We start from the raw sequence: 23,210 nt of genomic DNA, 5'->3' as shown, positions 1-23,210 counted from the left end.
ACTTAACGTGTTGGGACAGGCGTTTCGCCGCGGTAATCATAAAATCCGCGTTTTGTCTTACGACCCAACCATCCGGCCTCAACATATTTTGTCAGCAGCGGGCACGGCCGGTACTTGGTATCTGCCAGCCCCTCGTGCAGCACGTTCATGATGGCAAGGCAGGTGTCCAACCCGATAAAGTCAGCCAGTTCCAAAGGCCCCATCGGATGGTTTGCACCAAGCTTTAGGGACGTGTCGATACTCTGGACCGAACCGACACCCTCATAAAGGGTGTACACGGCCTCGTTGATCATCGGCATCAAGATACGGTTGACGATAAAGGCGGGAAAATCCTCAGCACTTGCCGCCGTTTTGCCAAGCTTCTCGACCACCTCAAAGCAGGCTTTGAATGTTGCCTCATCGGTCGCAATTCCGCGGATCAGTTCGACCAGCTGCATCACGGGCACCGGGTTCATGAAATGAAACCCCATAAAGCGCTCGGGGCGGTCCGTTCCGCTGGCCAGTCGCGTGATCGAAATGGACGACGTGTTCGACGTCAGGATCGTCTCTGGTTTCAGGTGGGGAAGCAGGCCGTCGAAAATCTGCTTTTTCAACGCTTCGTTCTCGGTCGCGGCTTCAATAATAAGGTCTGTTGCGCCAATGTCTGGTAGCTTCAAGGTGGTCGAGATCAACCCCATTGCGGCGTCACGCGCATCGGCAGTGATCACCTCGCGCGAAACCTGTCGATCCATGTTCTTGGCGATGCGAACCATGGCTGCATCCAGACTGTCCTGACTGATATCGTTCAGACGGACTTCGTACCCGGCCAGCGACATGACGTGGGCAATACCGTTGCCCATTTGTCCTGCGCCGACAACGCCAATTGTCTCGATGCTCATGCGAACCCCTTTGTTTGGTTGCCACAGACTATGCGGCGCTGCGGCGGGGGCGCAAGGGGTAAGCGTATCTTGTGAGGTTTAGTTAAATTGGAGGATTAGCCATTTCGAAACGGTTCCATGAGATTCGTCAAAATGGGTGAATTTAGTTGGAGTGGGTGGAATGGCTTACGAGATTTTGGGGAAGGGTGCGTTGAACTATCAGCCTTGCAGGTATGGAGCTTCGAAAATCTTGTTCCGCGGTCCGAAGAAAAAGCTGGCGGATCCGTTCATCGCGGTTCTCGGTGGGACCGAGACATATGGAAAGTTTCTTGAACATCCGTTTCCCGACCTTTTGCAGCATGAAAGCGGAATACAAGCGGTCAATTTTGGATGCCCGAATGCAGGTGTTGATGCGTTTTTGCATGATCACGGTCTGCTGACCATCAGCCATAAAGCTGCCGTCACGGTGCTTCAGGTCCCCGGGGCCCACAATATGTCCAACCGCTTTTACGCCGTGCATCCGCGTCGTAATGATCGGTTCCTTCGCGCTTCTAACGCGTTGAAAGAGCTGTATTGTGAGATTGATTTCACGGAATTCAACTTCACTCGGCATTTGCTTGGAGTGTTGCACGAAACGTCGCCCGACCGCTTTGCCAACATCGTAGAGGAGTTGCGCATCGCATGGGTTGCCAGAATGAAGCTGCTGATTGCCAACCTAGACAGCAGTATCATCCTGCTGTGGCTCGCGGATCATCCGATCTCGGAAGGCGGCAGGTTGGGCGTTGACGGCACAGATCCACTTTTTGTCGACCGCCATATGATTGAGGAAGTGTCGCCCTTTGTGCGGGATGTGGTGGAAGTCTCGATCAGTGAGGAAGAGCGCGAACAAGGACGAGATGCATTGGTATTCGCAGATATGGACGCCCCTGCGACGCGTGAGATGTTAGGTACCGTTGCCCACCGCAAAGCGAGCCGGGCCCTGAGAAACGTGGTTGAGCGGCTGATCTGAACGTTATTCTGACGTTGGATAAGAAAAAGCCCGCACATTGGCGGGCTTTTAGGGGTTCTTAGGTCGGAAAATCAGAGCGCGTCGGTCAAAGCCGGGACCGCATCAAAGAGGTCGGCAACCAGTCCGAAGTCGGCAACCTGGAAGATCGGTGCTTCCTCGTCTTTGTTGATCGCAACAATGATCTTCGAGTCTTTCATACCAGCAAGGTGTTGGATGGCGCCCGAGATGCCGATTGCGACATAAAGGTCCGGTGCAACAACTTTACCAGTTTGACCAACCTGCCAATCGTTCGGGGCGTAGCCCGAGTCCACCGCAGCGCGCGAGGCACCAACAGCAGCGCCCAGCTTGTCAGCCAGTGTTTCGATCAGCTTGAAGTCCTCTTCAGAGCCAACGCCACGGCCACCCGAGACCACAACGCCTGCCGATGTCAGCTCGGGGCGATCGCTTTCGGCGACCTTGTCTTCGACCCATTCCGACAGGCCGGGATTGGCTACAGCCGAGATCGTCTCGACGCTGGCTGAACCGCCTTCGCCAGCCGCATCAAATGTCGACGTGCGGAAGGTGACGACCTTCTTCGCATCCGACGATTTGACGGTCTGAATGGCGTTGCCAGCATAGATCGGGCGCTCGACAGTGTTGCCATCGACCACACCTGACGCGTCCGAGATCACCATCACGTCCAAAAGCGCAGCCACACGGGGCATCACGTTCTTGGCGTCGGTGGTGGCGGGGGCGACGATGTGCTCGTAATCGCCAGCCAGTGATACGATCAGCGCCGCAGTCGATTCCGCAAGGCGGTGGCCCAGCGAAGCGTCTTCGGCAACCAAAACCTTGGCGACACCGTCGATTTTCGCGGCAGCTTCACCAGCGGCGGCGGCAGTGCCACCAGCGGCCAGGACAGTCACGTCACCCAACGACTTTGCTGCGGTGACGGCTTTGGCGGTGGCGTCTAACGCCAGTTCGCCATTGTTGACTTCTGCGAGAAGAAGAACAGCCATTATACAGCCCCCGCTTCTTTGAGTTTCTCTACAAGCTCGTCAACCGAACCAACGATGATGCCAGCTGCGCGGGCTTCGGGTTCAGCGGTCGAAACGATTTCCAAGCGCGGTGTGACGTCGACGCCGTAGTCGGCAGCGGTCTTTTCGTCCAGCGGCTTTTTCTTCGCCTTCATGATGTTCGGCAAAGACGCATAACGCGGCTCGTTCAAACGCAGGTCGACGGTGACGATGGTTGGCATCGAGACTTTGATGGTCTGCAAACCGCCATCCACTTCGCGGGTCACAACGGCTTTGTCGCCGTCAATGTCCAGCTCGGATGCGAATGTGCCTTGCGACCAACCCAACACGGCCGACAGCATCTGACCGGTGGCGTTCATGTCGTTGTCGATGGCTTGCTTTCCGGCAAGTACCAGACCCGGGGCCTCTTCCTCGACAATCTTCGCCAAGATTTTGGCGACGGCCAGCGGCTCGATGTCCTGATGAACATCTTCGGCGGCATTTACCAAAATGGCGCGGTCAGCACCCATGGCGAGCGCGGTGCGCAGCGTTTCCTGAGACTGTTTCACGCCGATGGACACAACGACGATCTCGTCTGCCTTTCCGGCTTCTTTCAAGCGAATGGCCTCTTCGACGGCAATCTCGTCAAAGGGGTTCATCGACATTTTTACATTCGCAAGATCGACACCGCTTCCGTCCGCTTTCACACGAACTTTTACGTTATAGTCGATCACGCGCTTTACAGGCACAAGCACCTTCATTGGCGTGTCTCTCCCAGTTAAGCCCCGAAGGGCGGTCATGCTCTCGCGACAGGTTTAGCGGAGCGGCGCTGCCGAAAACAGCGCAAAATCGTCACGTTCTGTCCAAAGGACGCCGCGTTTTTTGGTTTTGTGTGGGATTCGTAGCGAGAATGTTTCTGCGATGCGGCCAAAACTCGTTGGTGATGCCAATTACCGGTTCGCTCCTGGCACCCAAAGCACATCCGCTTTGCCGTCCTCATTTGCCACACGCGCGGCAACAAAGCACCAATCTGACAGGCGGTTGAGGTATTTCACCGCTACCGGGTTCACGTCTTCTTGCGTCGCCAGTTCTGTGGCCAGACGTTCCGCGCGGCGGCTTACGGTACGCGAAAGGTGTAGGTGCGCGGCGAGGGGGGAGCCTCCGGGCAGGATGAAACTGCGCAAGGGTTCCAGCGCCTTGTTCATCGCGTCGATCTCGGTTTCAAGCCGGTCCACTTGCTCTTGCGCCATCCGCAAGGGTGGGTATTCAGCCTCGGCGTCTTTTGCCATCTCAGGCCGGCACAGGTCTGCGCCGAGATCGAAAAGATCGTTCTGAATCCGCGCAAGGGCCGCGTCCATATCGCCTTCCGCATGTAGGCGTACCAATCCGATCGTTGCGTTGGTTTCGTCAACGGTTCCATAGGCATCAACACGGGCAGAGTGCTTTGCCACACGCGATCCGTCGCCAAGCGCCGTCTCGCCCTTATCACCGGTTCGCGTGTAGATTTTGTTCAAGACAACCATCAGCCGTTTCCTCCTCGCAGCCAGACAAACAGAAGGATCAATGCAATCGCGACGGCTTGGGCGCCGATCCTCCAACGCATCAATTTGTTCGAGTATTTCTTTGAGGTATCGCCCCCAACACCGAAAGACCCAATCCCAAGCATCAGGATGATCAGGACAGCCGCACAGGCCACAATGATGAATACGAAAAGCGGGTCGTCGGTCATGTAGTTCGCTCCTGTCGTGTCACAGTCCATTTGGCCTTGCCGGGTCGAAACGGCAAGCGCTATCGGTATCTATCCGTTTGGCGCGACGCGGTCACCCATGCGTGTCGATAGAAATCGGCGAGCGATTCCGGCGATATAGGTGGCCGTCGTGACATAGTATCGCGGCTTTGGGTTCCGGTGCTCCAACGCATGGATCAGCTTGTCTGTGACCGCAGAGGCAGGCAGCTCGAATGTATCAGGCGTGCCGCTGTCATCATAGAGCCGCTCGCGCAATTTCCGGTACAATCCCGCACGCGCGCTGTTTTCCCAATCGATCCATTTCTCAAAATGCGGCTGGGCGTTCTCGCGGATTTTGGTTGTGATAGGCCCCGGTTCCACAAGCATGACTTTGATGTCTGTGCCTCGCATTTCCAACCGGAGCGTGTCGGTCAGGCCTTCGAGCGCGAATTTTGTGGCAACATAGGCGCCGCGCCAAGGCAAGGCTGCGAACCCCAAGACGGATGAGTTGTTGATGATGCGCCCATGTCCTTGCGCACGCATGACCGGCAATGCGAGGCGGGTCAGGTGGTGATAACCAAAGAGGTTCGTCTCGAATATCTCGCGTAGCGCATCGGTGGGCAGGTCTTCGACAGCACCAGGAATGGCGAATGCGCCGTTGTTGAACAGGGCGTCCAGAGTTCCGCCGGTGCGGCTTAGTGCTTCGGCCATGGCGGTTTCCATGCTGGTCTCATCCGCGTGGTCCAGGATGAAGCTTTCCAGCCCCTCTGACCGCAGTCTTTCACAGTCAGCTTCTTTTCGGCACGTCGCAAAGACACGCCAGCCGCGCTTGGCCAAAGTGTGGGCAGCGTCGTAGCCGATGCCAGAAGAACACCCTGTGATAAGGATGGATTTGTCTATTTGAGCCATTCTGCCGTCCTGTGTTGCGCGCTTGAAGCAATAGGGCCAAAGAATGTTACAGCGTCAACGGAAAACGACGCGCCCCGGGAAAGGACGCGCCGTCAGGTGCACTCTGATTATCGTCGGTTACCCGTTCAGAGATTCGGTGTCAGAAATTTCGAGGCCATGAAGCCGCGCGTTCCGGTGTCCAGCACTTTGATCTGGCTCCAACCATCTCCTGCGCTGCCCATATCTATCACTTCGGTGCCGCGTGTCAGTTTCGCGACGATGCCATGCCGGGTCGAGGGGCCAGCGCGCATATTCACCGTCGATCCGCGAACATAGACAACGGGGACGCCCGCGTCGGTGATGACGGGCTGCGAAGCGGGTTCGGGCTTGGCGCCCGAAGCGGCCATTAACCGGGCTGCGTGTTCTGCATGCTCAGCTGCGGTCTGAGGTGCGGTTGCGCTGGCCAACGTCACCGGCACGACGGCTAGCCCGCGCGGCGTCGACGTCAGGTCGGCAGCCGTCGCTGCATTTGAAGTCGCGATAACCTCACCTGCGGCAGGCGCTGCGGTGTCCGAATGATCCAGCTCGATACCAGCCGATACCGGCTCTATTGTATCCTGAGCTATGGTCGGTTCGCGCCCCAAACGGTCAACTGGCAACTCTGCATCCCGTCCGAAGTGCAGCATGGCCGCACCAACCGCGCCCACTGTAAACAGTGTTAAACGAATAATTCCCATAATATCCCCCTTCAATCGAAAACTATTTACCCAAAAACTTTTGTTATAATTTAGGGGAATGTCGTAATAGTTTCCCCCTCGGCGCTTTACGCGCTCTGCCCTCAAATATACACAGATTCCATGAATGATGTAACTGAAAACCCTGAACCCACCGGTTCGGATGTCGCTGAACCGCTTCGCCGCGCCATTGGCGAGCGCTATCTGACCTACGCCTTATCGACGATCATGCACCGTGCTTTGCCTGATGCCCGAGACGGGTTGAAGCCGGTGCACAGGCGCATCCTGTATGCGATGTCCCGGTTGAAGCTGGCGTCTGGCGGTAAGTTTCTGAAATCAGCCAAGATTTCGGGCGATACGATGGGGGATTTCCACCCGCATGGGGACGCCGCAATCTATGACGCAATGGCGCGTTTGGCGCAGGATTTTGCCGTCCGGTACCCGCTCGTGGACGGGCAGGGGAACTTCGGGAATATCGACGGCGATAACCCAGCGGCCAGCCGTTATACAGAAGCGCGAATGACCTTCGTTGCCGAGGCCATGTTGCAGGGTTTGGATGAAAACGCGGTCGACTATCGCGACAATTACGATGGCCGCTTGACCGAGCCAGTGGTCTTGCCAGCGGAGTTTCCGAATCTCTTGGCGAATGGGTCGTCAGGGATTGCGGTGGGTATGGCCACCAATATCCCGCCTCACAACATCGCTGAATTGATTGACGCTTGTCTTCATCTGATCAAAGTGCCGGACGCGCGCGACGATACGCTGCTGAACTATGTTCCCGGTCCAGACTTCCCAACCGGCGGCATCATCGTCGAGCCGCGCGAGAATATCGCGCAGGCCTATCGCACCGGGCGCGGATCGTTCCGACTGCGCTGTAAGTGGGAGGTCGAGGATCTGGGCCGGGGTCAATGGCAAATTGTAGTGACCGAGATTCCGTATCAAGTTCAGAAATCCAAACTGATCGAGAAGATCGCGGAAGTTATTCAAGTCAAGAAGGTGCCTATTCTTGGCGATGTCCGCGATGAAAGCGCGGACGACGTTCGAATTGTGTTGGAACCGAAATCCAAGAACGTCGACCCAGAGCTTCTGATGAACCTTATGTTCCGCAACTCTGATCTGGAAACGCGGTTCAGCCTGAACATGAACGTGTTGATCGACGGCGTAACGCCCAAAGTGTGCTCGATGAAGGAGGTGCTGCGCGCCTTCCTTGATCACCGTCGTGAAGTGCTGTTGCGTCGTTCCCAACACCGGATGGAGAAAATCGACCACCGGCTAGAGGTGCTCGAAGGGTTCATCGTTGCGTTCCTGAACCTTGATCGCGTGATCGATATCATTCGCTACGACGACGACCCCAAAGCCGCCCTTATGCGCGAAGATTGGGGCGTAGAGCATGTCCGCGCGATGAACGAGGCGGACTATGTCAGCCCCGCTCCGGGCGAGGGTGAACTGTCAGAGATCCAAGTCGACGCAATTCTGAACATGCGGCTGCGCAGTTTGCGTCGGTTGGAAGAGATGGAATTGGTCCGCGAACGCGACGAGCTGATGGAGGAACGCGCTGGGCTTGAAGACCTGCTTGAAAGCGGCACGTTGCAGTGGGCAAAAATCTCTGAACAACTGAAAGAGACCAAGAAGCTTTTCGGTAAGGACTACGAAAACGGCGCAAGACGGACGCAGTTTGCCGAAGCCGCAGAGGTTGAGGATGTGCCGCTTGAGGCGATGATCGAGAAAGAGCCGATCACCATCGTCTGTTCTCAGATGGGCTGGATTCGCGCGATGTCGGGGCATATCGACTTGTCACGCGAGCTGAAATTCCGCGATGGCGACGCCCCGCGCTTCATATTCCATGCCGAGACGACCGACAGGCTTCTCGTATTCGATTCAAATGGTAAATTCTTTACTCTGTCGGCGTCGAACTTGCCGGGAGGCCGCGGCATGGGCGAACCCCTGCGCCTTATGGTCGACCTGCCGAACGAAGCCGAGATCGTCGATTTATTCATCCACCAGCCCGGACGCAGGCAGTTGGTCGCCTCGACTGAAGGGAACGGGTTTGTCGTCAACGAAGACGATGTTCTGGCCCAGACCAAGAACGGCAAGCAGGTGCTGAATGTGGGCGATGCCCGCGCCAAGGTTTGCACACCAGTGACAGGCGATCACGTTGCCGTCGTGTCAGAGAACCGGAAGCTCTTGGTTTTCCCGGTGGCCGAGATCAACGAGATGACGCGCGGCAAAGGGGTGCGGTTGCAGAAATATAACTCAGCACGCGGTAAGCAGGGCGTGTTGGAATTGGATGGGGGGCTAAGCGACCTCAAGACCTTCGATCTAGAGGCCGGTCTGTCATGGCCTGCCACCGGTGATCGCACCCGGACCGAGGCCGATATGACCCCGTGGCTGGGCAAACGTGCGGGCGTCGGCAAAGCGCCACCACATGGATTCCCGCGTGACAATAAGTTTGAGTAATCGATGCCCCCATCACACCTGAAGATTCTTTATTCCGGTCGTCGCGGGCCATTACTTTGGCTGGCATTGAAGACTGGGATGCTGACCATCCTTACATTGGGTTTCTATCGCTTTTGGGCAAAGACCCGTTTGCGCCGATATTTCTGGAGCTCTATTCGCCCCGGCGGTCTGCCGTTGGAGTATGTTGGTGACCCGCTGGAAAAACTATTGGGGTTCCTTGTCGCGGTTGTCTTCATGGCGTTCTACATAGGTATTGTGAACCTGATCTTGATGTATTTCAGTTTTGCGATTCTTAACGGAAATATCGCCGCCTATGTGCTTAGCTTCGCGGGGCTGGTCCCGATCATATTTTTCGCCCAATACCGTGCGCGCCGATATATTCTTGCCCGCACTCGGTGGCGCGGCATCCGGTTCGGATTGGAGCCGGGCGCTTGGGGGTATTCATGGCGCGCGATGGTGCATTGGGGGGTCGCGATCCTCTCGCTTGGAACATTGCTGCCTCTGACATCGTTGTGGATCGAGAAATATCTTATCAACAACACATACTATGGTGATCAGATATTCGTACAGGGTGGTCGCCGTGGTCTGCTGTTCGGTGCGATGAAGCATGTTTACGCTTCAGTGGGTCTGTCCGTGGTCGCTGCGCAGATGGTCTATTTGTTCGACAACCCTTTGTGGTTGATGCTGTTTTTGCTGACTGTACCTTGGTTCATTTATGGGCTGGCCTATTGGCGGGCGGAACGTTTCAAGCGATTGACCGAGGCCAAGACATTGGGCTCTATCAGGTTCCGGACCAAACCGCGCCCAGGCACAATCATTGGAATATATTCTCTGGGTTGGTTCTTGATCAATATCGTGTTCACCGGCGCGTTTTTGATCGTTGCCGCTACATTTGTAGCGTATTTTGCAGCGACCGAATTTGATCCCGAAGATTTCAGTCAGCTCGAGGTCGCGATCGCCTCAAATGCGCCGCTTCTTATCATTGTCTATTTCCTCGTTTTTTTGGGTTATCGATCCATGGCGCACGCATGGATCACCTTGCCGCTTGCAGCCCACTTCGCCGAAGTGACCGAGATCGTCGATGCTGAAGAGTTGCATTTGATTTCCCAACGAGAACGAGACGAGTTTGCCGAGGCGGAAGGTTTTGCAGAAGCTCTTGATGTGGGGGCTGCCTTATGACCTCTGTTGTTTTCGCCAACCTTGTTGAGGGTCACCGCGCGACGCCGACGCGTGTCGCCGTCCATGCTGTGTCGTCCGGGCTAGAGGTGCAGCTTCCCGATGGGGAGCAAGTTATTTGGCCATGGTCCGAACTGCGCCGCGTTCCTGATCAGGCAGATAGGGGTGTCCTTGTTCTGAAACGCGAGCCGGATGCCCTTACGCGTCTGTATGTCGGCGATGCCCCGTTGATCTCTACAATTCACCTGCGTGCAGGACAATTGGGAAAGCGGGATCGGACGGTGCCGTTTCCGAAGCTGGCGGTTTGGGCCGCGGGTGCGGTTGCCTCTGTGCTGGCCATCATTTTTGTGTTGGTCCCTTTGATGGCTACTCAGCTTGCCGCGATCCTGCCGGCCGAAGGCGAAAAGGCGCTGGGGGATGCGACGTTTGAGCAAATCCGTATGGCACTGGATGAGACCGGGATTGTCGGAACGCGGATATGCGAGAACCCCGAGGGTAATGTGGCAATGCGGCAGATGTACGAGCGCCTCAACCCAGCGGCTGATCTGCCTTATGATGTACAGATACATATCCTCGACCACGACATGGTGAATGCCTTTGCGCTTCCCGGGGGGCGGATCGTGTTCTTTCGTGGGCTGATTGATCAGGCCGAAAACCCCGAGGAAGTTGCCGCAGTTCTGGCCCATGAAATCGGGCATGTGGTTAATCGAGACCCGACCCGTGACGCATTGCGATCTGCGGGATCTCTGGGTGTTCTGGGGCTTCTTTTTGGTGATTTTGCAGGCGGTACAGTCACTCTGTTTTTGGCAAATCAATTGATCAATGCATCCTATAGCCAGAAGGCCGAAACGACCGCTGATGACTATGCGCATGAGTTGTTGGAGCGCGCCGATATCTCGCCCGCCGCTCTGGGTACGATGTTTGAAAGATTGGCCGCGGAACACGGCGACCCTGATGGTATTGTGGCCCACTTCATGTCGCACCCTCAGCTTAGCGAACGGATCGCGGCTTCAAGAACGGCGGCAACCGACGGGAAAGAGTATGGCTCGGTTCTGAATGCAAGCGAGTGGCGCAATTTGCAGTCGGCCTGTGGATCGTCGTCTTCAGTCCAATCCGATGCCGTTTTCCCGGACAAGAAAACGCAGCCGTAAAGGCGCGTTAGGGCCGAAAACCTGTGCTCAAACATGCGCAAATGAAACAATAGTGGCTTTCCGACCTCACGCGGCAAGGGAAGCCTTGATTTTCCCTCGCTGAACGCGTAGTCAGCGCGCGATATTGAACCCGGGTTCGGTGAACCCCCTAAATGACGAGGCTTTGGCTCATGGCTAAGGAAAAGTTTGAACGCTCCAAACCGCACGTCAACATCGGCACAATCGGCCACGTTGACCACGGCAAGACGACGCTGACGGCGGCGATCACCAAGTATTTTGGTGACTTCCAGGCATACGATCAGATTGACGGTGCCCCGGAAGAGAAAGCTCGCGGCATCACGATTTCGACCGCACACGTTGAGTACGAGACGGACGCCCGTCACTACGCACACGTTGACTGCCCCGGTCACGCTGACTACGTGAAGAACATGATCACCGGTGCCGCTCAGATGGACGGCGCGATCCTGGTTGTGAACGCCGCTGATGGCCCTATGCCTCAGACCCGTGAGCACATCCTGCTGGGCCGCCAGGTTGGTATCCCGACCATGGTCGTGTTCATGAACAAAGTTGACCAGGTTGACGACGAAGAGCTGCTTGAGCTGGTTGAGATGGAAATCCGTGAGCTTCTGAGCGAATACGGCTACCCAGGCGACGACATTCCGATCATCGCAGGTTCGGCTCTGGCCGCTCTGGAAGGTCGCGACGCCAACATCGGTGAAGACAAGATCCGCGAACTGATGGCGGCTGTTGATGACTTCATCCCGACACCTGCACGCCCTGTTGACGGTGCGTTCCTTCTGCCGATCGAAGACGTATTCTCGATCTCGGGCCGTGGTACGGTTGTAACCGGCCGTGTTGAGCGTGGCGTTGTTAACGTTGGCGACGAGATCGAAATCGTTGGCATCAAAGACACTCAGAAAACCACCTGTACTGGCGTTGAAATGTTCCGCAAGCTGCTTGACCGCGGTGAAGCTGGCGACAACGTTGGCGTTCTTCTGCGCGGCATCGACCGTGAGAAGGTAGAGCGTGGCCAGGTTCTGTGTAAGCCAGGTTCTGTGAACCCGCACACGAAGTTCGAAGCCGAGGTCTATATCCTGACCAAGGAAGAAGGCGGCCGTCACACACCGTTCTTCGCGAACTACCGTCCTCAGTTCTACTTCCGTACGACTGACGTGACTGGCACCGTTGAGCTGCCTTCGGGCACCGAGATGGTGATGCCGGGCGACAACCTGAAGTTCAACGTTGAACTGATCGCACCGATTGCGATGGAAGAGAAGCTGCGCTTCGCGATCCGCGAAGGCGGCCGCACCGTTGGTTCCGGCGTTGTGTCGAAAATCATCGCGTAAGAACGTACTGCGTTCCTACAGCGACAGGCGATTTGGCGGCCACGCCAAATCTGCCGAGAGCTTAGTTAGCATCCGCTAATGTTCGAACGGAAAAGGCCGCCGCAAGGTGGCCTTTTTCTTTTTAAGAGCGGGTCTTGGCCTCCTAAGCCCGGCGTGTCTTCACAATGATTTGGTTGTCGACAGGTAAGCCAATTCAACAGTTTCCAAAGCCAATTCATTCTTCATTGCGTCGAACCCGCCAATTTCCCATTTGACGGGGTAGGCATTTGTCACCAACCACGTGGCCACGACTTTACTGTTTGCATCAATAAGGCTGACCGTCAGGTCCATCGGTTCGATTGGCTTGGCAAGGCTTCCCTCGATACTCGATTTGCACCATTTGACCAGCTCATTGTCCTTAGTGGTCAGGGCGCGTTGGAGCTTCAGGTTAGGTTTTTTGGCTTTCTTTGGAAGTTGGTGGACGAAACGGTTCTCGCCACCTTCAACTATCACGTCTTCTTCAAAACTGCTCTCCAATCCGGAAACTTCCTGAAACATCACGTCTGAGATTGTTCGGCTTGATCCTGTGAAAGACACCGAGAAGTGGAACGCCGTGGGGTAGGTTGGCTTTGCCATGATTCAGCTATCCTTTGGAGAGGTTCTGGAAACCAGCACCGATCAAAATAAGAATTGGATCGGGCTTCATATATATGGGTCGAGTATGCGGCGCGTGGCGCAAGTTGCAAGCATTGCGATTCGAAGGCTTTGTCTGATCGTTGCCCCAAGCAGTTGGTAACGGAGCCGGATCGTCGGTAATGCCACCCGCAAAAACTTGCCAAAAACCATCAATTCCAAAGAAAACTATTGCAATTTGACCTGCGGACGCCCATTTGGCGGGTGCTAACGTTTTTCTTTTTCGACCAACTGTCTCCTACTCTGGCATTCAGTCTTTCGATCCAGACCTACCACGCCAGGCTGCTGCACTTCCGCGAGTAGCATTAATTTTGGAGACTACGGATATGGCTAACGGCACCGTAAAATGGTTCAACGCAACTAAAGGCTTCGGCTTCATCGCACCTGAAACTGGCGGCAAAGACGTGTTTGTACACATCTCGGCTGTTGAGCGTTCGGGCCTGACTGGCCTTGCTGACGACCAGAAAGTTACGTTCGATGTAGAGCCCGGCCGCGACGGTCGTGAATCAGCTGTGAACATCGAACTGGCATAAGCCTTTTCGACTACAGTTTGAAACGCGGTTCTCGTACGAGGGCCGCGTTTTGCATTTCGGGGCGCATGTGGGTTTTACCCCTTGCCACACGCATTATCGCGCTGTACTACGCCCCAGTTCGCTCGGCGAATTTATCAGCGGGATTCGGTCCCGCTTTTTGAATTTGACGGGGGTTCGACGAGGGCAGTTGGAATGAGCCAGCTGTCGTCCTATCAACTCTTTGCCTGAAAGGGCGAATGCTATGACAAGTCAAAACATTCGTATCCGTCTTAAGGCGTTTGACTATCGTGTGCTGGATGCGTCCACACAAGAGATCGTCAACACCGCCAAACGGACTGGTGCAAACGTACGCGGCCCCATCCCGCTTCCCAACAAGATTGAGAAGTTCACGGTTCTTCGTGGCCCGCACGTTGATAAGAAATCCCGCGATCAGTTCGAGATCCGCACGCACAAGCGTCTGCTCGACATTGTTGACCCGACACCTCAGACCGTGGACGCGCTGATGAAGCTCGACCTGGCTGCTGGCGTTGACGTCCAGATCTCTGTCTAAGGAGGGTATCACAGATGCGCTCTGGTATTATCGCAAAGAAAGTCGGCATGACCCGACTTTTCATGGAAGACGGAAAGCAGATCCCTGTCACCGTTCTTCAGATGGACAACTTGCAGGTTGTGGCCAACCGCACCGCTGACAAAGACGGCTATACAGCTGTTCAGCTTGGTGCAGGTGAAGCCAAAGCCAAAAACACTTCGAAGCCTATGCGCGGCTACTTCGCCGCTGCGAAAGTTGCACCGAAGCGTAAACTTGTTGAATTCCGCGTGTCCGAAGACGCTTTGATCGCCGTTGGCGAAGAGCTGTCGGCCGAGCACTATGTGGAAGGTCAAAAAGTTGACGTTGCCGGTACTTCGATCGGTAAAGGCTTTGCCGGTGCGATGAAACGCCACAACTTTGGTGGTCTTCGCGCCACGCACGGTGTTTCGATCAGCCACCGTTCGCACGGTTCAACTGGCCAGTGTCAGGATCCGGGCAAGGTTTTCAAAGGCAAGAAAATGGCCGGTCACATGGGTTCAGTCCGCGTGACCACTCAGAACCTCGAAGTCGTGAAAACTGACGCCGATCGTGGCTTGGTCTTCATCAAGGGCGCTGTCCCTGGCTCGAAGGGTGGCTGGGTCACCGTTAAAGACGCCGTGAAAAAGAAGCTGCCCGAGGACGTTCCGTTCCCGGCTGCTCTTAAATCGGCTGCAACCGAAGCACCTGCGGAAGAAGCTCCCGCGGAAGGTGGTGAAGCATGAAACTTGATGTGATCAAACTGGACGGCAAAAAAGCCGGTTCGGTCGAGCTGGACGAGGCCCTTTTCGGTCTCGAGCCACGCGCCGACATCCTGCACCGTGTGGTCCGCTGGCAGCGTAACAACGCACAAGCCGGTACGCACAAGGTGAAAACACGGTCAGAAGTTAACTACTCGACCAAGAAGATCTATCGCCAAAAAGGCACCGGTGGCGCACGCCACGGCGCACGCTCGGCTCCGATCTTCCGTGGTGGTGGTGTCTATAAGGGCCCGGTTGTTCGCAGCCACGGTCACGACCTGACCAAGAAATTCCGCAAACTGGGTCTGAAGCACGCCCTGTCCGCTAAAGCGCAAGCTGGCGAACTGGTTGTGATCGACACGGCTGACGCTGACGGCAAAACTGCTGTTCTGGCGAAAGCGGTCAAAGACTTGGGCTGGAAACGCGCTCTGGTTATCGACGGCGCTGAAGTGAACGAAAAGTTCGCTCTGGCGGCTCGTAACATCGAAGGTTTGGATATCCTGCCGTCGATGGGCGCCAATGTCTATGACATCCTGAAGCGTGACACTCTTGTGCTCACCAAAGCAGGTGTCGAAGCTCTGGAGGCTCGCCTGAAATGACCGATAAAGCTGCACTCTACGACGTGATCCGCAAGCCGCTCATCACTGAAAAAGCAACCATGGCGTCTGAAAATGGCGCAGTTGTTTTCGAAGTGGCGATCGACTCCAACAAGCCGCAGATCAAAGAAGCTGTTGAAACCCTGTTCGGTGTGAAGGTGAAAGCCGTCAACACAACGATCACTAAGGGTAAAGTGAAACGCTTCCGCGGCCAACTTGGTAAGCGTAAAGACGTCAAGAAAGCCTATGTGACCTTGGAAGAGGGCAACACGATCGACGTGACCACCGGTCTCTGATCGTCAGGCTTAACTGAGAATTAGAAGGCCCCTGCCGAAAGGTGGGGGCTTTTTCTTTTGGGCACCGGTTGACGCAGGAACGGTCGTTTGCTCTTGAATGTACTCGTTAGAAATTATCGCCATCGAGAGTTCCCATGCCATTGGCACTTTACACATTCGGTCAATTTATTGAGTCAGCGGATAGCCCAGCAAATGATGGGTTTCGTGAGCTGAATGATCCGATCTTTGAAAATGTTGATGACGCGCCGGGACTAATCGATCGTTCAGGATATGCCTCTGACCCCGGGCCAGACCCCTGGGGTGAAGAGGTTTATCCAGAGTTCTACGAGGACCGAGGCGATGGCTGGTCGCCTGCAACGCTTTCTTTGTGGCAAGATATGGAATCGCTATTTGCGTTTACCTATTTCGGTCTTCATGCAAAGGCTTTGAGCCGCGGCAGAGAGTGGTTTCAGAAACCTCGCTGGCCCCCTCTGGTATTGTGGTGGCATCAAGGGGATGCCCGGCCTACTTGGGCACACGGAGTCGGTCGGCATCAGCACCTACATGTTCATGGGCCGACGCCCAAGGCATTTACTTTCAGGCAACCGTTTGATGAAAATGGAGCACCAACGAAGATCGACAGGCGACGGGTGCAGGCAATAACGAACCGGTCAACACGCGACATCTAACGAGCGAAGAACAGCAAAGACGGATGCCGGAGGGCGGGTCGTCTGGGTCACGCCAACGCACTCTATTGGCAACACACAGCAATTTGACTCGCGATTTTCGCTCATATGAATAAATTAAGGCGGTTCGTTTAACGACTCATAGAGAGATGAGGATTGTGCCCATGTTGACCCGCCGCCATTTTGTCGCGACATCCGCAGCGATGTTATCTGTTCCGCTAGCGACCCCAGCCATCGCAGGGCCAATCTCGGATCGTTCGAAATGGGCTGCGTTTGATGCGCAGGTAACGCCGGCAAATTATAACCCCGAAACATCGAATCCTTGGGGATTGAAATCGCGCTTTTTGCCGCGACTGGTTAAGGCCAATCCGGGGCTGGTACCCGGTGATATCCACGTAGACGCTGTGGCGCGCTATCTGTATCACATCCGTGAAGACGGAACCGCAATGCGGTACGGGGTGGCTATTGCAAAGGGCGATTTGTACGAGCCTGGCGTATATACCATCCGACGCAAAGCTAAGTGGCCCACATGGATTCCGACCAAAGCGATGATCGAACGCGAGCCAAATGTCTACGGCCCCTTGGCTGATGGTATGGACGGAGGTCCGAAAAATCCGCTCGGATCACGCGCGTTCTACCTGTTTGACGGCAATCGCGATACGTATCTGCGCATCCATGGGTCACCAGCGCCGCGCTCGATTGGCGGGCGCGCAAGTTCAGGCTGTGTGCGGATGGTGATGGCGCATATCAACGGGCTCTATGACCACGTGCAAACAGGCGCGACGGCGCACCTTTATCCAGCATAATGAACTGAGCCGAGGTTATGCCTCGGCCGGAGCATCTCGCTTGGCGCAGATGGGCTGGCCCTTGCGGTTTCGCAGGGGCAAATAGGTCGTCTCGACTGGACCTTGGTGCCGGTACACGAAGCACCCATCCGAATTGTTCATTCGAACATTGTTCAGGTCCTGACCGGGCGCAGCAATCGCGGCAACGCTCTCAGGCACTTCGGCGAAGCCCCGCGAGTTTGGGTCACCGCCAGAGGCTTCCGGGCTAACGCAGGCAGACAGTAAACATGCCGCGGCGCTCGACAACACAACCAGTTTCTTCATCATTAATCTCCCCACAGTCTTCTTTTCGGAGAGGATGATAGATTTTTGCTCAGAGGGGAAGGGTGTTTTGGCCTGAGATGTTGGCCCAAGCCATCTGGCGTCATATGCTGGCGAGGCCCGTTCCGGATTTGTTATAGACCTGTCGAGCGTATGCGAGCATCTAGTCGATGCCCCCCTAAAATGCCTCTGGTTTGATGTTCCATGCGGTTATCATAAACAGAGTTGACTTAGCGCGAATTTGCCATTCTTTAGTGCGGCGAATTGGGGTACCGATCCCGGGCAATTGACAGACAGGACACGATGCCGATCGGTCCCGTTTGGACATATGAAACGAAGAAATATCATGACTAAGAATGACGAGATTGTTATCTCGCACCTGATCCCGTTGTTTAGATCGCACCGCTTCCTAGAAGTTATCGCTGAGAACATCGAAGAGTTGGCGCTACCGCATTCTGAGATAATCTTGGCTGATCGCAACGGCGACAGCGCGTTTTGCAACAAGCTGCGAGACCGAATTGGTGAACGCAAGAACGTCCGCATTTTGTGCGACGATAGTAACATTAATTGGGTCGAAAACATCCGCGATCTGATCAACCACGCGCGCGGGAAATACCTTCAGATACTTCCCCATGATGACACAACGCCTTTATCTTCGATCGAGGCATTGTGCGCCGCGTTGGACGCAGCCCCTGACGCGGTGCTGGCCTATGGTCGCGTACGGGCGTTTGATTTGGCCAATCGGCCGATGCCGGAACGCGATGAGCTAAATAGCAGTGAGGACCCAACTGCCACGAGCTGGACACTTGATGATGCATTGCCGCTTTTCTGGATCGGCCGTTTCGCTGGAGCATTCAAGGGGGTGATCAGGTCGGCGGTTGCGCAAGATCGAAGACACGTCTTTCAGGCGACGCCGACAACCATTTACTCTGAACGCGCGTGGTTGTTCTCGTTGGCCCTTGCCGGACGATTTGTATTTGTGCCGACTGACATGCTCCACAAGCGTTATTATCCCGAAAGCACCCACCGATCTTGGGTCGTTACTCCGGAAGTTTTTCAAGACGTCGCAGATCAGATGGTTGCCTCGGTTCAGGCGGCGCTCACTGATGATGAAATCCGGGCTTACGCAACTCGGGATATCCTGACAAACGCCAAATTTCGGGTCGATGCGCTTCGAAACCCGGATGCGGATAGGTTTATCTACGAACCCTACCAGTTTTCTGAACACAGACGCCTGCGCGAACGTCGACTTGGATGGGTTGCAGGATCATGAAACACAGTGAAGCATTGGTACTGGGTGCCGGCATGCAAGGCGCGCTTTCGGCGCTTATGCTGGCCAATCGCGGGCTAACGGTTACATTGATTGATCGCGCGGACGCGATGTTGCAGGGGTCCAGCCTGAACTACGAAGGGCGCATTCACTCTGGGATGCTGTATGCGATGGACAAGACGTTCAATACCGCAACGCGTATGGCCAAGGATGCGGTGGCATTCGCCCCCGCCATTGAAAGAATCCTGGGAATGAAGCTGGATTGGGCACGCCTTCGTTCGGTGCGATCAACCTATCTGGTTCACCGCAACAGTCACCTGAGTGCGGATGAACTGACGGCGTTTTGGACCCAACTTGAACATGTCATCATGGCCGAGCTTGAAGATCCCGAAATGACTTATGTTGGTGCGCGTCCAAAGCGGTTTTTCTGGCCTACCGATTGCCCCGAAGAAGCCAAGGCTGGCATTGTCACTCATGCCTTCAAAAGCGAGGAAACTTGCGTCGATCAGGTTTCGTTGAATGCCATCGTAAAGGCGGCGGTTAATGCGCATCCTCGAATTGTTTGCGCTCTGGGCCAAGAGGTGTTGACGGTCGAGGGGCGCGGCGCGGATCGATACACTGTGACGACAAGTGATGGCCAAGGTGCCCGGACACAGCATCAAGCAGGTCTGGTCGTTAACTGCCTTTGGGAGGCGCGCGGCCTGATTGATCGTGTCATGGGAATTTCTGACGGCTCAACCGAGAGCCTTCGATTGAAATACAGCCTGCTTCTGAAGCGAAGCGAATACTTCGATCGTCTTGGATCGTTTATATTGACCCACGGCGCGTTTGGCAGCGTTGTCACGTCGCCATTTGCGGACACGGCATTCGCATCATGGTATCCGGCTTGTGTCGAGGGAATGATTGAAACTCAACAGCTTCCTGATCATTGGCGCGCGCTTTGTTCAGGGCCAGTACCAGATCACATCCGAGACCGCGTCCTTGCCGAGAATGTGGCAGGGTTTCGCGAAGTGTTTCCTGATTTTCCGATGCCGGAAGTTAAGCTAATCAAAGCAGGAATAATCGTGGCGCACGGCTTGCGAGACATTGATAAGACCGATAGCGGGTTTCATCGTCGGGACGAGTATCCGATCCGGCGAAAGGGCAACTACTTGTCCGTGGCGACGGGAAAGTACACGAGCATCGGGCGCAATGTTCTGAGATTAGAGAGCGAGTTGTTCGATAAAGCGACAGAACGCCCGACAGCGGCAGCGATGACTGTTTGACTGGTGGTGTTTTGGTGGATCTGCAGACAATAGACTTGCCTGCTGTTCACCGCTCCGTAATGCGCAGCGATTAAGGTGGTGATGCTGGCAGTCTTCTTTGGTTATTCGCACACGATTGTCTGAGTGGGTAAAACCACTCCACCTACTAGACACCCCCAACCAACCCTGATACATCGCGCAAGTCTTATGGCCTCGGATTCGTTCCGGGGCCTATGACATTTGGAATTTGGGGACCTTCGGGGCCCTTCACATACAGGCAGGTGACTGCCTCAAAGCAACGGAAGACAGAAAGCATGGCACTTAAGTCGTACAAACCGACGACGCCAGGCCAGCGTGGGCTGGTTCTGATCGACCGTTCGGAGCTTTGGAAAGGTCGCCCGGTTAAGGCTCTTACAGAGGGTCTTACGAAATCGGGTGGTCGGAACAATACCGGACGGATCACGTCGCGCCGCCGTGGTGGTGGTGCGAAGCGTCTCTATCGCATCGTAGATTTCAAACGGAACAAGTTTGACGTCGCCGCTACTATCGAGCGGATTGAATATGACCCCAACCGGACCGCGTTCATCGCTCTCGTAAAATACGAAGACGGCGAACAGGCCTATATCCTTGCTCCTCAGCGTTTGGCTGTTGGCGACAAGGTGATCGCATCGGCTAAGGCCGACGTGAAGCCTGGCAACGCGATGCCTTTCTCAGGCATGCCAATCGGTACCATAGTCCACAACATCGAGATGAAGCCGGGCAAAGGCGGCCAGATCGCCCGTGCTGCTGGAACTTACGCTCAGTTTGTTGGTCGTGATGGCGGTTACGCTCAGATCCGTCTGAGCTCGGGGGAACTGCGCCTCGTGCGTCAGGAATGCATGGCCACCGTTGGTGCTGTGTCAAACCCCGACAACTCGAACCAGAACTACGGTAAAGCTGGTCGTATGCGCCATAAAGGTGTCCGCCCGAGCGTCCGTGGTGTCGTTATGAACCCGGTTGATCACCCCCACGGTGGTGGTGAGGGTCGGACTTCGGGTGGTCGTCACCCGGTTACTCCTTGGGGTAAGCCGACCAAGGGTGCGCGCACTCGCAACAAGAACAAGGCGTCGTCGAAGCTGATCATCCGCTCGCGTCACGCCAAGAAGAAGGGTCGTTAAGATATGGCACGTTCTGTCTGGAAAGGCCCTTTTGTTGACGCTTACGTCCTCAAAAAAGCCGAAAAAACCCGCGAGTCGGGTAAAAACGAGGTCATCAAGATCTGGTCGCGTCGTTCGACCATTCTGCCCCAGTTTGTGGGTCTGACCTTTGGCGTTTACAACGGCCACAAGCACATCCCAGTGAATGTGACCGAAGAAATGATTGGCCAGAAGTTCGGTGAATATTCACCGACCCGTACTTACTACGGTCACGCGGCTGATAAAAAAGCGAAGAGGAAGTAAGCCATGGGTAAGGATAAAAATCCCCGCCGCGTGGCCGATAACGAAGCTATGGCTAAGACCCGTATGCTCCGTACGTCCCCGCAAAAACTGAACCTGGTTGCTGGTATGATCCGCGGCAAGAAAGTCGACAAGGCTCTTAATGACCTGACTTTCTCGAACAAGCGTATCGCTCAGGATGTGAAGAAATGCCTTCAGTCCGCCATCGCCAACGCCGAGAACAACCATAACCTGGACGTCGATGAACTGATCGTCGCCGAGGCTTATGTCGGTAAAAACCTGACCATGAAACGCGGTCGCCCTCGTGCCCGTGGTCGTTTCGGCAAAATCATCAAGCCGTTCTCGGAACTCACCATCCTGGTGCGTCAAGTTGAGGAGCAAGCGTAATGGGTCAGAAGGTTAATCCAATTGGCATGCGTCTTCAGGTCAACCGCACCTGGGACAGCCGCTGGTACGCAGACACGAAAGATTACGGCGATCTTCTTATGGAAGACCTGAAAATTCGTGACTTCATCAAGACCGAATGCAAGCAGGCTGGTATCAGCCGTGTGATCATCGAACGTCCGCACAAAAAGTGCCGCGTCACGATCCACACAGCGCGTCCCGGTGTGATCATTGGTAAAAAAGGTGCAGACATTGAAACTCTGCGCAAGAAAATCGCCAAGATTACCGCGTCGGAACTGCACCTCAACATCGTTGAAGTTCGCAAGCCCGAACTGGACGCTGCCTTGGTTGCAGAATCCATCGCTCAGCAGCTTGAGCGCCGTGTGTCCTTCCGTCGTGCCATGAAGCGCGGCGTGCAGAACGCAATGCGTATGGGTGCCCTTGGCATCCGTGTGAATGTTGCTGGCCGTCTTGGTGGCGCTGAAATCGCCCGTACCGAATGGTATCGTGAAGGTCGTGTGCCGCTGCACACCCTGCGCGCTGACATCGACTACGCCCACGCCGAAGCAATGACGCCTTATGGCATCATCGGCATCAAAACCTGGATCTTCAAAGGCGAAATCATGGAGCACGATCCTGCTGCTCGTGATCGTCGTCAAGCGGAACTCCAGGAAGGTCCCGCGCCCCGTGGCGCCGGCGGCCGTCGTTAAGGAGGGCTGAGACATGCTTCAACCAAAGCGTACAAAATTCCGCAAGATGCACAAAGGTCGGATCAAAGGTGAGGCCAAAGGCGGCTCTGACCTGAACTTCGGTTCTTACGGTCTTAAAGCTCTCGAGCCTGAGCGTGTGACTGCACGCCAGATCGAAGCTGCACGTCGTGCCATGACGCGTCACATGAAACGTCAAGGCCGTGTTTGGATCCGCATCTTCCCGGACACCCCGGTGACCGCCAAGCCTATCGAAGTTCGTATGGGTAAAGGTAAAGGTTCCGTGGACCGTTGGACCTGCAAAGTGAAGCCAGGCCGCGTGATGTTTGAGATCGACGGCGTCAATGACGACGTGGCACGCGAGGCCCTGCGCCTTGCCGCCATGAAGCTGCCGATCAAATCGCGCGTTGTGGTTCGCGAGGACTGGTAATTTTCGTTGACGCGAGAATTCTGGTACAAAGAATAAAAAGCCCCCGTCGAGAAATCGGCGGGGGCTTTTGTTTTTCGGATGAAGGGTTGGGTTGTTGATTTACTTGAACTAGGGCCTGTTAACACTTAATCATATCGACGATTAGGGCGAAATTCAGGAAAGCGCGGTACATGACGTCCAGCTTTTCGAACCTTGAGAAGATGCGCCGGTATCCTTTCAGCCTTCGA

28 protein-coding genes and 1 pseudogene are annotated in these 23,210 nt (G+C 55.3%); 19 read left to right on the top strand and 10 right to left on the bottom strand.

The features are described 5' to 3' along the window. Positions 1-2: 2 nt before the first annotated feature. A complete protein-coding gene (locus V6N04_RS11545; RefSeq protein ID WP_371170323.1) occupies positions 3-878 on the bottom strand; it encodes a 3-hydroxybutyryl-CoA dehydrogenase in 876 nt (291 codons plus the stop codon). A gap of 160 nt (positions 879-1,038) precedes the next feature. Here V6N04_RS11545 and V6N04_RS11540 point away from each other — a divergent pair, with 160 nt between their 5' ends. Next, positions 1,039-1,866, top strand: a complete 828-nt coding sequence (locus V6N04_RS11540; protein ID WP_371170322.1) for a DUF6473 family protein — start codon at positions 1,039-1,041, stop codon at positions 1,864-1,866. 71 nt (positions 1,867-1,937) lie between these two features. Here the strand turns inward: V6N04_RS11540 and V6N04_RS11535 are convergent, their stop codons facing one another. From V6N04_RS11535 to V6N04_RS11510, 6 genes are all read right to left on the bottom strand, one after another. Continuing rightward, positions 1,938-2,864 carry an electron transfer flavoprotein subunit alpha/FixB family protein gene (locus tag V6N04_RS11535; protein WP_371170321.1) on the bottom strand — a complete coding sequence of 309 codons (927 nt, stop codon included), beginning with the start codon at positions 2,862-2,864 and terminating at the stop codon, positions 1,938-1,940. Then, on the bottom strand, positions 2,864-3,622 hold the full coding sequence (locus V6N04_RS11530; RefSeq protein WP_371170320.1) for an electron transfer flavoprotein subunit beta/FixA family protein: 759 nt from the start codon (positions 3,620-3,622) through the stop codon (positions 2,864-2,866). Before V6N04_RS11530 ends, V6N04_RS11535 begins: the two co-directional genes overlap by 1 nt. A gap of 189 nt (positions 3,623-3,811) precedes the next feature. Then, positions 3,812-4,384 (bottom strand): cob(I)yrinic acid a,c-diamide adenosyltransferase, encoded by a 573-nt coding sequence (locus V6N04_RS11525; RefSeq protein ID WP_371170319.1) that lies wholly within the window; start codon positions 4,382-4,384, stop codon positions 3,812-3,814. Next, complete coding sequence (locus V6N04_RS11520; RefSeq protein ID WP_371170318.1) at positions 4,384-4,590, bottom strand: twin transmembrane helix small protein; 207 nt, start codon at positions 4,588-4,590, stop codon at positions 4,384-4,386. The genes V6N04_RS11525 and V6N04_RS11520 overlap by 1 nt, the downstream gene beginning before the upstream one ends. 69 nt (positions 4,591-4,659) lie before the next feature. After that, on the bottom strand, positions 4,660-5,496 hold the full coding sequence (locus V6N04_RS11515; protein ID WP_371170317.1) for an SDR family NAD(P)-dependent oxidoreductase: 837 nt from the start codon (positions 5,494-5,496) through the stop codon (positions 4,660-4,662). A 125-nt stretch (positions 5,497-5,621) separates the two neighbouring features. Then, positions 5,622-6,212: an SH3 domain-containing protein gene (locus V6N04_RS11510; protein ID WP_371170316.1), complete on the bottom strand. Its 591-nt coding sequence runs from the start codon at positions 6,210-6,212 to the stop codon at positions 5,622-5,624. 120 nt (positions 6,213-6,332) lie between these two features. On the opposite strand from V6N04_RS11510, the gene parC reads away from it, so the two are divergent. From parC to tuf, 4 genes are all read left to right on the top strand, one after another. Then, positions 6,333-8,666, top strand: a complete 2,334-nt coding sequence (parC, locus tag V6N04_RS11505; RefSeq protein ID WP_371170315.1) for a DNA topoisomerase IV subunit A — start codon at positions 6,333-6,335, stop codon at positions 8,664-8,666. Positions 8,667-8,669: 3 nt separating this feature from the next. Continuing rightward, complete coding sequence (locus tag V6N04_RS11500) at positions 8,670-9,845, top strand: DUF898 family protein (RefSeq protein ID WP_371170314.1); 1,176 nt, start codon at positions 8,670-8,672, stop codon at positions 9,843-9,845. Continuing rightward, positions 9,842-10,993 (top strand): M48 family metallopeptidase, encoded by a 1,152-nt coding sequence (locus tag V6N04_RS11495; protein WP_371170313.1) that lies wholly within the window; start codon positions 9,842-9,844, stop codon positions 10,991-10,993. Before V6N04_RS11500 ends, V6N04_RS11495 begins: the two co-directional genes overlap by 4 nt. A gap of 170 nt (positions 10,994-11,163) precedes the next feature. Then, positions 11,164-12,339: an elongation factor Tu gene (tuf, locus tag V6N04_RS11490; RefSeq protein WP_371170312.1), complete on the top strand. Its 1,176-nt coding sequence runs from the start codon at positions 11,164-11,166 to the stop codon at positions 12,337-12,339. 159 nt (positions 12,340-12,498) lie between these two features. Here tuf and V6N04_RS11485 read toward each other — a convergent pair whose 3' ends face one another. Continuing rightward, positions 12,499-12,954, bottom strand: a complete 456-nt coding sequence (locus V6N04_RS11485; RefSeq protein WP_371170311.1) for a phage tail protein — start codon at positions 12,952-12,954, stop codon at positions 12,499-12,501. 383 nt (positions 12,955-13,337) lie between these two features. Here V6N04_RS11485 and V6N04_RS11480 point away from each other — a divergent pair, with 383 nt between their 5' ends. The 7 genes from V6N04_RS11480 to V6N04_RS11450 all read left to right on the top strand — a co-directional run bounded on the left by V6N04_RS11480 (position 13,338) and on the right by V6N04_RS11450 (position 17,212). Continuing rightward, the gene (locus V6N04_RS11480; protein WP_371170310.1) at positions 13,338-13,544 is read left to right on the top strand and encodes a cold-shock protein; all 207 of its coding nucleotides are present in this window, start codon (positions 13,338-13,340) and stop codon (positions 13,542-13,544) included. 241 nt (positions 13,545-13,785) lie between these two features. After that, entirely contained in the window at positions 13,786-14,094 is a 309-nt protein-coding gene (gene rpsJ, locus V6N04_RS11475; RefSeq protein ID WP_091428130.1) for a 30S ribosomal protein S10, read from the top strand. Between the two features lie 14 nt (positions 14,095-14,108). Further along, a complete protein-coding gene (gene rplC / locus V6N04_RS11470) occupies positions 14,109-14,834 on the top strand; it encodes a 50S ribosomal protein L3 (protein ID WP_371170309.1) in 726 nt (241 codons plus the stop codon). Then, on the top strand, positions 14,831-15,448 hold the full coding sequence (gene rplD, locus V6N04_RS11465; protein ID WP_371170308.1) for a 50S ribosomal protein L4: 618 nt from the start codon (positions 14,831-14,833) through the stop codon (positions 15,446-15,448). The genes rplC and rplD overlap by 4 nt, the downstream gene beginning before the upstream one ends. Beyond that, positions 15,445-15,741: a 50S ribosomal protein L23 gene (locus V6N04_RS11460; protein WP_371170307.1), complete on the top strand. Its 297-nt coding sequence runs from the start codon at positions 15,445-15,447 to the stop codon at positions 15,739-15,741. The genes rplD and V6N04_RS11460 overlap by 4 nt, the downstream gene beginning before the upstream one ends. A gap of 134 nt (positions 15,742-15,875) precedes the next feature. Next, positions 15,876-16,409 (top strand): DUF3291 domain-containing protein, encoded by a 534-nt coding sequence (locus tag V6N04_RS11455; RefSeq protein WP_371170306.1) that lies wholly within the window; start codon positions 15,876-15,878, stop codon positions 16,407-16,409. Between the two features lie 161 nt (positions 16,410-16,570). Next, positions 16,571-17,212 (top strand): L,D-transpeptidase, encoded by a 642-nt coding sequence (locus V6N04_RS11450; protein ID WP_371170305.1) that lies wholly within the window; start codon positions 16,571-16,573, stop codon positions 17,210-17,212. A 15-nt stretch (positions 17,213-17,227) separates the two neighbouring features. Here the strand turns inward: V6N04_RS11450 and V6N04_RS11445 are convergent, their stop codons facing one another. After that, entirely contained in the window at positions 17,228-17,518 is a 291-nt protein-coding gene (locus V6N04_RS11445) for a hypothetical protein (RefSeq protein WP_371170304.1), read from the bottom strand. Between the two features lie 340 nt (positions 17,519-17,858). Here V6N04_RS11445 and V6N04_RS11440 point away from each other — a divergent pair, with 340 nt between their 5' ends. The 7 genes from V6N04_RS11440 (at position 17,859) to rplP (ending at position 22,983) form a co-directional block, all read left to right on the top strand. Beyond that, a complete protein-coding gene (locus V6N04_RS11440) occupies positions 17,859-18,785 on the top strand; it encodes a hypothetical protein (RefSeq protein WP_371170303.1) in 927 nt (308 codons plus the stop codon). Next, positions 18,782-20,047 carry an FAD-dependent oxidoreductase gene (locus V6N04_RS11435; protein ID WP_371170302.1) on the top strand — a complete coding sequence of 422 codons (1,266 nt, stop codon included), beginning with the start codon at positions 18,782-18,784 and terminating at the stop codon, positions 20,045-20,047. Before V6N04_RS11440 ends, V6N04_RS11435 begins: the two co-directional genes overlap by 4 nt. Before the next feature lie 293 nt (positions 20,048-20,340). After that, complete coding sequence (gene rplB, locus V6N04_RS11430) at positions 20,341-21,183, top strand: 50S ribosomal protein L2 (protein ID WP_371170301.1); 843 nt, start codon at positions 20,341-20,343, stop codon at positions 21,181-21,183. A gap of 3 nt (positions 21,184-21,186) precedes the next feature. After that, positions 21,187-21,465 carry a 30S ribosomal protein S19 gene (gene rpsS, locus V6N04_RS11425; RefSeq protein ID WP_371170300.1) on the top strand — a complete coding sequence of 93 codons (279 nt, stop codon included), beginning with the start codon at positions 21,187-21,189 and terminating at the stop codon, positions 21,463-21,465. A gap of 3 nt (positions 21,466-21,468) precedes the next feature. Next, positions 21,469-21,849 carry a 50S ribosomal protein L22 gene (gene rplV / locus V6N04_RS11420; RefSeq protein WP_371170299.1) on the top strand — a complete coding sequence of 127 codons (381 nt, stop codon included), beginning with the start codon at positions 21,469-21,471 and terminating at the stop codon, positions 21,847-21,849. Then, positions 21,849-22,556 (top strand): 30S ribosomal protein S3, encoded by a 708-nt coding sequence (gene rpsC, locus V6N04_RS11415; protein WP_371170298.1) that lies wholly within the window; start codon positions 21,849-21,851, stop codon positions 22,554-22,556. Before rplV ends, rpsC begins: the two co-directional genes overlap by 1 nt. Before the next feature lie 13 nt (positions 22,557-22,569). After that, positions 22,570-22,983 (top strand): 50S ribosomal protein L16, encoded by a 414-nt coding sequence (gene rplP / locus V6N04_RS11410; RefSeq protein WP_108857553.1) that lies wholly within the window; start codon positions 22,570-22,572, stop codon positions 22,981-22,983. Between the two features lie 118 nt (positions 22,984-23,101). Here rplP and V6N04_RS11405 read toward each other — a convergent pair. Further along, positions 23,102-23,210, bottom strand: a pseudogene (locus V6N04_RS11405) (IS5-like element ISCARN85 family transposase); the annotation flags it as partial.

Source organism: Aliiroseovarius conchicola (genome assembly GCF_041403445.1).
Taxonomy (GTDB): domain Bacteria; phylum Pseudomonadota; class Alphaproteobacteria; order Rhodobacterales; family Rhodobacteraceae; genus Aliiroseovarius; species Aliiroseovarius conchicola.
This window is presented reverse-complemented; position numbering and strand designations above follow the sequence as displayed.